The 9,512-nt window shown below is 51.2% G+C and carries 5 protein-coding genes and 1 pseudogene; 2 read left to right on the top strand and 4 right to left on the bottom strand.

Features of this window, described 5'->3' with window-relative positions; translation table 11 throughout:
- Positions 1-41 precede the first annotated feature (41 nt).
- The 4 genes from BUB22_RS16840 to BUB22_RS15555 all read right to left on the bottom strand — a co-directional run bounded on the left by BUB22_RS16840 (position 42) and on the right by BUB22_RS15555 (position 5,581).
- Positions 42-341: a hypothetical protein gene (locus BUB22_RS16840; protein ID WP_073116567.1), complete on the bottom strand. Its 300-nt coding sequence runs from the start codon at positions 339-341 to the stop codon at positions 42-44.
- Between the two features lie 4 nt (positions 342-345).
- The gene (locus BUB22_RS16835; protein ID WP_175547315.1) at positions 346-495 is read right to left on the bottom strand and encodes a hypothetical protein; all 150 of its coding nucleotides are present in this window, start codon (positions 493-495) and stop codon (positions 346-348) included.
- Positions 496-618: 123 nt separating this feature from the next.
- Positions 619-4,632 (bottom strand): InlB B-repeat-containing protein, encoded by a 4,014-nt coding sequence (locus BUB22_RS15560; RefSeq protein ID WP_073116563.1) that lies wholly within the window; start codon positions 4,630-4,632, stop codon positions 619-621.
- 232 nt (positions 4,633-4,864) lie between these two features.
- Entirely contained in the window at positions 4,865-5,581 is a 717-nt protein-coding gene (locus BUB22_RS15555; RefSeq protein WP_139259052.1) for a hypothetical protein, read from the bottom strand.
- A gap of 232 nt (positions 5,582-5,813) precedes the next feature.
- On the opposite strand from BUB22_RS15555, the gene ilvD reads away from it, so the two are divergent.
- Both ilvD and thiC read left to right on the top strand, forming a co-directional pair.
- Positions 5,814-7,673 carry a dihydroxy-acid dehydratase gene (gene ilvD, locus BUB22_RS15550; RefSeq protein WP_073116560.1) on the top strand — a complete coding sequence of 620 codons (1,860 nt, stop codon included), beginning with the start codon at positions 5,814-5,816 and terminating at the stop codon, positions 7,671-7,673.
- A 13-nt stretch (positions 7,674-7,686) separates the two neighbouring features.
- Positions 7,687-9,393, top strand: a pseudogene (gene thiC / locus BUB22_RS15545) (phosphomethylpyrimidine synthase ThiC); the annotation flags it as partial.
- Positions 9,394-9,512 lie beyond the last annotated feature (119 nt).

The following is a 9,512-nucleotide window of genomic DNA, read 5'->3' as shown; positions in this document are numbered from 1 at the left end:
AAACGGGAACTGGAAAAGAGCAGAAAGAAAGGAAATGTAGCCTAAATCTGATGTTGGAACAAACTATTTTTGCGAAAAACCCTTGACACTACCTTATGCCCGCGAATCGCCTCCGCCTCGCTCGCCCACTGAAAAGCCAGGTCAATCGGCGGCTGGGAACTCTTCGGGAGTTTGCAGATACCCGCATACGTGATGCCCACAACGGAGAGTTTCGATGCCAGGGAATACAAAAGAGACCACTCTTCAGCGGCCTCTACGTTAAAATTTGCACTTTCCCCCTCGCCTGCACCGGATGCAAGCCGAATGAGGGTAAAGAGATGCTCGTGGATGCTTTGTTCCACTAAGTTAAGCTATCGGATCCTGTTCGTGAGGAGCTAAGCCCACTTCGCCACAGTTTTCCCCAGATTCACAAAGAAGATTTCCCTGCCGTTTCAGTTTAACAGATTTCATCTTCGGAGCAACGTATTCTTTTTTATTTTTCATGCTTTCCTTCATTTTATGGATTTGTTGGACGATCAACAATTTCAACATCAAGGCTGTTCTGCAAAAGATTTGCAGAAGAAGCCAATTCTACCACCATCATTTTCGGCGAAACATATTCCTTTTTTTCATTCATAATTATTTCACCATCACACGTTTACCATTAAAATAGTAAATTCCCTTGGTGGTTGGCTTGGAATTTAGCTTACGACCCTTCATATCGTACCAATTATTGATAACCTTGATTTCGCCCGTGATTTTATTCAATTTTCCAATAATTGTAGTTTCACCAGTTTCACGATCTACTATTTCTACATCCAGTTCATCGGAATCTGTATCGCTCGAAATAGATGCAATGGATTTTGCAAGCATGCGACGTGCTTTTTGCGCCTGCTTTTCGGGCGTTTTCAAAAGATAGGCACGTAACGGTTTAATATAGGCGCCAATGCCATTTTTGGCAAACTTACCAACAGAAAGATTATTTGTTGCCGTCGCCGTATAGCCATAAGCAAGTCCCAGTTCTTCATCACCTTCAGTCCATTGTTTATATTCGTAGACACCGCGTATTTCCCAAAGACCATCGGAACTCTTAGAATTATTCATTTTTTCCGTGTTAAGAGTCAATTTGTCCCCCTCATCAAGAGTGAAGGTCAAATGATCCGCAGTCGTGCGAATAATGTAAGGTGTATTCGCCTCAAGAACATCAAGAGACTTCCATATACGAACCTTTGTTCCAACAACATCATTTAGTTCGTAAAATTCTGCACCAGACACTTTACTCTTCTCTATCGAGAATGGAAGCGTCAATGTGGACATTTTGTTTTCACCTTCGCCATTGACTGGGAACGTTCTATTAAATGTCACAGCATTTACAACAACATTGTCCTTATCTGTGATGCTTACTGCTTCCGAGGACGTGCCATCAATCACAGCACGATTACCAGTTTCATCCGTATAAATGGTAACCGCGCCATACGGAACAGCCTTAGCCACAACAGAGATTGTTCCGTCAACAAGCGTGAGTTCAGTGAACTGATCTGTCACATCGTTATCGGATTCATCCTTGATGGTCACTTCACACGAAGTCACGACCTCACCTTCAGAAACATTCTGTACACTTCCACTAGGAACCATAGCGATCGAATAGCCTACCGGAATGACACCTTCGTAAGAACACGTAGCATTGTGAGTTTCGCCATCATATTCAAACGAACCAGAACTTGCCGTAACTGTAATCGGCGACGGAGCGAGTTCCCACCTGGCATAGAAATTAGCTTCACCAGTTGAACCTGCAGCAATGCCAGCCTTAGGCTCTTCAGCATCTTCACTTAAGAACCAGCCCAAGAAGTTGAAACCAACCTTTGTCGGCTCATTAAGAACTATCGGGAATTCATCCTCAACCGTGTACGTTTCCGGATTCGGCGTTTCAAACGTCGCACCCTCGATATTGTGGTAGACGATCGAATAAACCTCAGGAATCCACTTGGCATAGAATTTCTTGTCGCCAGTGGAGCCCTGCGGGATTTCCGTCACAGCGACACCCGAAAGGTCTTCATTGTCAAACCAACCGACAAAGGAGTAACCATCACGACCCTCAGCTTCTCCCAAAGCAAACGTTTCGGTTTCGCTCGTGTAAGACGTTCTGCTATTGGCTTTGGTACCACCATTCAATTCATAAGTAAGAGTGTAGACCTTAATCCACTTTCCATAAAGAGTCAGGTCGCCATAAGATCCCTTCTTAATCTGCGTAACCTTTGTTGTATAATTTGTTTCTTTATACCAACCACCAAAATCATAACCTTCACGCGACTGGGGATACTTTATGTCCTTTTTATCATTAATCGTATATGTCGTCGGATTCTGAGGGTTATTTACACAACCATCACATTCGTAAGTAATCGTGTAAGTCGCCACAGCCCATGTAGGATACAGTGTAATGGGTGCAACAACCTCAACTTCTTCGCCAAGTTCGTGATTCTTCGCACCGGCCATAGTTGTGGACCAGCCATTCTGTTCATAGCCCGCACGGCGGAAAATACCCGCAGATTCAAGAGTAATGGTTGAACCATGTTCCACAAACTGGTCCGAAATGGAACCATAGGAATTGTTATCGGCCAAATACATGACCCTGTATTTCTTCTTGGACCACTTGGCATAGAAAGTCTTGTCGCCAGTCGAGCCCAGGATTACCTGAGTAGCCTTGTTGGTGAATGCGGCGTCATAGAACCAACCTTCAAATACGTAGCCTTCGATATCAGTCGGAGCCTTCAGGGCAAAAGATGTATCGATGGTATAGGAACTGGGGTTGTCGCCCGTATCCGTACCCTCATTCATTACATAACTGATATTGAAGCGCTGGAGTGTCCACTTAGCATATAGAATGATACTCTGGGTTATTTGAGAAGTAAATTCGTATTCATTTACGCCATTTGAATCAGTAAACCATCCGGCAAATACATAACCATCATTCGCAATCGGGTCCGTCGGAGCCGAAACCGTATCGCCAGCACCCACACGGACATAGTCCACCGTGGTCGTTCCGTGTTTATTTGCATTGTAGGTCACTGTATAAGTTTCCACATCAGTCCACACGGCATGCAAGACGAGTTCGTCAGATGCAGTCACGGTATCCAAAGAAACCGAATCACTTTCGGGAGCACCTGCTGTCAGCGCCCAACCAGTAAAGTAGGACCACGTTTCACATTCATCATCCGATCCTGATACATAAACTTTGCAACGAGAAGTCGGCAAGGTTCCAAGCCCCTCGACAGTAATCGTTTCCCCGCTAATAACTTGCTTCGTCTTTTCGCTTTCGTTAGATTCCGGGAAAACACCAGGAGCAACATTGAAGGTTACCGTATAGACCGGAGTCCAGACAGCAAAGACCGTGTCGCTCTTGGAAACAGTACCAAGATTAGCAGCCGGAACTGCAGAATCACGGGTCTTAGCCCAACCAGTAAAGCTGAAATTTTCACGAGTCGGATTTTCTACTTCATCGGCAGTAATCGCCATTCCACCATCAAGGAATTTATTCTTACTCGATTTTCCATTGCCAAAGACGCCTCCATTCGCATCAAAGACAATCTTGTAACCGTCTGCACCATATCCATTGAGCGAAAGGGACGTTTCACCAACAGACCACGGTTCCGTCTTGCAGGCACCAGTTGTCGTATCTATTCCGTTCAAAGCACATGCAATGGAATCCTCGTTGATTTCACTCGTATTTACGGTGCTGTCGGTCACCGAACAACCATTGCAAGTTTTGCCAACACCGCCAACAGCATTTCCATTGTAGGTAAGATTGCCCTCAAAATAACTATTCTGAGCAGTCATCGTTCCAGACCAAACGTTTCCAGTAATTCCGCCAACAGAGCCATCCGTACCTGTATTCGTAAGTCCAGGACCAGCATAGACACAAGAAGAAACTGTCACATCCGTCTTGGTGATTCCGACAATACCACCGATATACGCCTTGCTTCCGCTCGTCCGGATTTCGACTAGGCTCATGCAGTTGGAAATCGTTCCTTTTTTTGCATTACCTACAATGCCACCAACGCCCTGGCTTTTGCCCGTCGTCTTGATGGTTCCCGAAGTAATGCAGTTATCAACGACATTGGTTCCTTTATCGGACATCCAGCCGACAACAGCTCCGACCGAAATCTGGTTGTCCTGATTACTAATAATGGTACCGGCATTCGTCGTGGCCTGGATATCCACATTTTCAAGGACCAGATTCAAGACTTTTCCATCACCCAAAACACCGACAAAGCCTAAATTTTGGGCATACTCCTTATTGAGGGCAGAAAGATCATCTCCATTTACATAAAGATTCTTGATGATATGGTTCTGTCCGTCAAAAATCTTACCATAAAACTTGTCGCCCTTTCCAGCAGCCAAAGGAATCCAAAGATGCCCGCCCAAATCAATGTCGGCAGTCAGTATGGCATTGCCTTTGCCATAGTTCGCTCCGTACCAAGCAAGCTTTGCTGCTGTATTTATTTCGTAGAAACCATTAACAAGGCAAGGTTCTTCCTTAGTTGAACCATCCCATACAGCATTATTGCTGTTTTGAACACAAGCCGCAAACCCCTGCCCAACGAGCACGAGGCAGGTCATAAGAGTCAGAACTTTCAATTTATTTACAAAGAGCATACTTTACCCCCGTTTTGCTTAAATTTAGTTAAATTCGCCATTTTTTGCAACTAGTTTGTAAATAATGCAAAATTTTGTTGACAAACTTCACACGATCACTAGGAAATCGGTAGGAAAAAGCATACAAATGATTTCAAAACCACATTTTCCCTGCCAAAAATGTGATTTTCGTCAAATTTCGGGGATTTTTACCCGCCGAAGCGGGGTACGAGATTATACGACTACCGGGCCACTACAACGAGAGAATAACCTTCTCAGGGAGATTGGTATTTCGCACAATGATATCAAGCGGCACACCATCGCGCAGCAACCCCTTCGCGATTTCCTTGGATTTTTCCAGGGCGGCCTCGTACTTCTCCATAGCCCGATCAACGTCGCTCATATCTACAGTCATAAGATACCTCGCACTAAAATTACACATTTTTACGGCATTTTGCAATACCCTGAACACGGGGTCCTGCGAAAACTCGCTGAAATCTGCCTCGCGGTTGAGAGTGTCGATTGCCCTGAGCCATTGCGCAAGGCGACTGTTGTCGCCTGCATAGGCATCGGCATGTTCGAGGAACTTCTTCACCTCGACAATCGTCATGGTCTGCAAGTCGAAATATAGCACGCCCTCCCTCTTGCGGCGTTCCATGCTGCCCGCGGCTTCGTTTACAAGCATAATGTCAGGCTCTACGCTGCTCTTGCCCGTTTCTCCCGGAACAAAGGGGTTGACGATTCTTGGGTGACTGATGCAGTCGCACCCGAAGAGGTCGAGACTCGCGTTCACAAGGTCAGTGGTAAGCGCGATGTTCTCCTCGCTTGCGAAAATCTTCTTGAACACCCCATCGTTGTAGATGTAAGCATTCTCGTGCTCGTACGCCTTTATGATAGCGTCAACATCTTCGCCCCTTTCATTTGCTTCCTTGAGCAATTTGATAAACCTAGCAAACTGTTTACGGTCCATTTTATATTCCTTTTTCTGCGGGAACGCCCCCGCAAAGGCGGACAGGGACACCCCTATCTATACTATAAAACGGTTTCGCGGCCAAAATGAGCCAAAACGGCACTAATTTTTTTCTTCACCCCCTTTTTTTTCTACATTTCATCGCGAAACAAAGGCTCAACCCATTAAAAAAGATCCCCGCCTTCGCGGGGATGACGATGTAAATGGGAACGCCGCATCAATGAGGATTACTATGCCGAAACTTCGTTCGCTCAAGACTATGGAAGGCCGTGAAATGGCCGGTGCACGCGCCCTGTGGCACGCAACAGGAACCAAGGTGGAAGACTTTGGTAAGCCCGTGATTTGCGTGGTGAACAGCTATACCCAGTTTGTTCCGGGTCACGTTCACCTGAAGGACTTGGGCCAGGTGGTCGCCCGCGCGATTGAAGCCGCCGGCGGTGTCGCCAAGGAAATGAACACCATCGCTGTCGATGACGGTATCGCCATGGGCCACGACGGCATGCTCTACAGCTTGCCCAGCCGCGACCTCATCGCCGACTCCACCGAATACATGGCGAACGCCCACCGCGCCGACGCCCTCGTGTGCATCTCTAACTGCGACAAGGTGACTCCGGGTATGCTCATGGCCGCCATGCGCCTCAACATTCCGGCAATTTTCGTCTCGGGCGGCCCCATGGAAGCCGGACACGTGACCACGAAGGACGGCAAGGACCGCGCCCTCGACCTGATTGACGCCATGATCGATTCCGCCGACAGCACTATCAGCGACGAAGACGTGGCCGCCATCGAAGCGAACTCCTGCCCCACATGCGGTTCCTGCTCCGGCATGTTCACCGCAAACTCCATGAACTCCCTTACCGAAGCCCTCGGCCTCAGCTTGCCTGGCAACGGCACCATCGTCGCCACCCACGCCGAACGCAAGAAGCTGTTCGAAGCCGCCGGTAAGCGCATCGTGGAACTCTGCCACCAGTATTACGACTTGAACGACGACAGCATCCTCCCGAGGAGCATCGCCACGAAGGACGCCTTCGAAAACGCCATGCGCCTCGACATCGCCATGGGCGGTTCCTCCAACACCGTGCTCCACTTGCTCGCCGTGGCCCAAGAAGCGGGCGTCGACTTCACCATGAAGGACATCGACCGCCTTTCCCGCAACACGCCGTGCATCTGCAAGGTGGCCCCGACCGTTCACAACATCCACATCGAAAACGTGAACCGCGCCGGTGGCATCATGGGCATTCTCGGCGAACTTGACCGCATGGGACTCCTCCACAAGGACGCGAAGACCGTCCACGCCAAGACCATGGGCGAAGCTCTCGAAGTAAACGACCTCAAGCGCAACCCGAGCGAAGAAGCCAAGCAGCGCTACCTCGCAGGCCCCGGCCGCAAGTACAACCTGGTCGCCTTCTCCCAGAACTTCATGTACCCGGATCACGATCTCGACCGCGCTACGGGCGCTATCCGCGATGGCGAACACGCCTACACCAAGGACGGCGGCCTCGCTGTTCTGTACGGAAACCTCGCAATCGACGGCTGCATCGTGAAGACTGCCGGCGTCGATGAATCCATCTTCAAGTTCACCGGCCCCGCCGTGGTGTTCGAAAGCCAGGAAGATGCCGTGAAGGGCATTCTCGACCCGAACGTGGTGAAGGCGGGCGACGTGGTCGTTATCCGCTACGAAGGCCCGAAGGGTGGCCCCGGCATGCAGGAAATGCTCTACCCGACCAGCTACCTCAAGAGCCGTCACCTCGGCAAGTCCTGCGCCCTCCTTACCGACGGACGCTTCTCCGGCGGTACGAGCGGTCTCTCCATCGGCCACGCTTCTCCGGAAGCCGCCAACAAGGGTAACATCGGCCTCGTGCACACGGGCGACGTCATCGAAATCGACATTCCGAACCGCAGCATCAACGTGCAGCTCACCGACGAAGAACTCGCCGAACGCCGCAAGGAAATGGAAGCCCGCGGCGCCAAGGCATGGCAGCCGGAACACCGCGACCGCGTTGTGTCCAAGGCCTTGCAGGCATACGCCGCCATGGCATCGTCTGCCGACAAGGGTGCCGTGCGCGATTTGAGCCTCATTGGAGTTAAGTAAGAAAAGGAAAGTAATGGATTCTCTCCTTAAGCCTTTTATGAATTCCCGCAAGGTGTATGTTCCGGGCAAGATGTACCCGGACATCCGCGTGGGAATGCGCGAAATTTTGACTGAAGACCCCGAAACGCCGGTGGTTCCCGTGTACGACACGAGCGGCCCTTACAGCGATGTAGACGCCAAGCTCGACGTGACGAAGGGCATCGAGCGTTTCCGTGAATCGTGGATTATGGAACGTGGCGACGCCGAACAGCTGGACGACATGACGTCTGCTTATGGCCGCGCCCGCCGTGCAAACCACGAACTCGACCACCTGCGCTTTAACGCCGAGCACCACCCGCTCCGCGCGAAGGCCGGGCACCACTTGACGCAGCTCGACTACGCCCGCAAGGGAATCGTCACCAAGGAAATGGAATACGTGGCCATCCGCGAAAACCAGCGCCTTGACGAACTCATGGCCCAGGGCAAAATCAAGATTGAAGGCTCCCCCATTACGCCCGAATTCGTGCGCGACGAAATCGCCGCGGGCCGTGCGATTCTGCCGGGGAACATCAACCACCCGGAATGCGAACCGATGATTATCGGTAACCGCTTCCTCACGAAAATCAACAGCAACATCGGAAACTCTGCCATCACTTCTTCTATCGAAGAAGAAGTCGAAAAGATGGCCTGGTCCGTACGCTGGGGCGCAGACACGGTCATGGACCTTTCCACCGGAAAGCATATCCACGAAACGCGCGAATGGATTATCCGCAACAGCCCCGTACCTATAGGGACTGTGCCTATCTACCAGGCACTCGAGAAGGTGAACGGCAAGGCCGAAGAACTCACGTGGGAACTGTACCGCGACACGCTCATTGAGCAGGCGGAACAGGGCGTGGACTACTTCACGATTCACGCGGGCCTGTTGCTGGAACACATTCCGCTCACGGCCAAGCGTACCACGGGTATCGTGAGCCGCGGCGGTTCCATTCTTGCCCTCTGGCAGATGCGCCACCACCAGCAGAACTTCTTGTACACGCACTTCCGCGAAATCTGCGAGATTCTCGCCGCCTACGACGTTGCCGTTTCTTTGGGCGACGGGCTTCGCCCGGGTAGCCTTGCCGACGCCAACGACGCGGCCCAGTTCGGAGAACTGGACACGCTTGGCGAGCTCACGAAGATTGCCTGGGAATACGGCGTGCAGGTGATTATCGAAGGCCCAGGTCACGTGCCCATGCACAAGATTCAGGACAACATGGCCCGCCAGCTCGAAAAGTGCCACGGCGCCCCGTTCTACACGCTCGGCCCCCTCACCACCGACATCGCCCCCGGTTACGACCACATTACGTCAGCCATCGGCGCGGCACAAATCGGCTGGTACGGCACCGCGATGCTCTGCTACGTGACGCCCAAGGAACACCTCGGGCTCCCCGACCGCGACGACGTGCGCGCGGGAGTCGTCACCTACAAGCTTGCCGCCCATGCGGCCGACCTTGCAAAGGGCCATTTCGCAGCGCAGTTCCGCGACGACGCCCTTTCGCGCGCCCGCTTCGACTTCCGCTGGAACGACCAGTTCGCGCTATCGCTCGACCCCGAGAAGGCGATGGAATTCCACGACAAGACGCTCCCCGGCAGCCAGGCGAAGGCAAGCCACTTCTGCAGCATGTGCGGGCCGAACTTCTGCAGCATGCGCATTACGCGCGCCGTGCGGAATTTCGTCAAGACCGGCGAAGTTGGCGACGTGTAAAGCCCGCGCAGTTTATTAAACTGGACCATGCAGGAGTTTAATAAGAGGGTAGCATAAGCTACTATATTCATTGCGCAACCCCAAAAAGGTAAAACAATGGCAAAAGTCAACTA

It is taken from the genome of Fibrobacter sp. UWCM, assembly GCF_900129735.1.
Classification (GTDB): Bacteria; Fibrobacterota; Fibrobacteria; order Fibrobacterales; family Fibrobacteraceae; genus Fibrobacter.
The sequence above is the reverse complement of the archived record's forward strand: the minus strand, read 5'-3'. Positions and strand labels throughout refer to the sequence as shown.

Bases quoted from the DNA above. Each gene is read 5' to 3' on its own strand.
- BUB22_RS16835 (WP_175547315.1), bottom strand. From the start codon at position 495: ATGAAGGAAAGCATGAAAAATAAAAAAGAATACGTTGCTCCGAAGATG.
- BUB22_RS15560 (WP_073116563.1), bottom strand. From the start codon at position 4,632: ATGCTCTTTGTAAATAAATTGAAAGTTCTGACTCTTATGACCTGCCTC.
- BUB22_RS15555 (WP_139259052.1), bottom strand. From the start codon at position 5,581: ATGGACCGTAAACAGTTTGCTAGGTTTATCAAATTGCTCAAGGAAGCA.
- ilvD (WP_073116560.1), top strand. From the start codon at position 5,814: ATGCCGAAACTTCGTTCGCTCAAGACTATGGAAGGCCGTGAAATGGCC.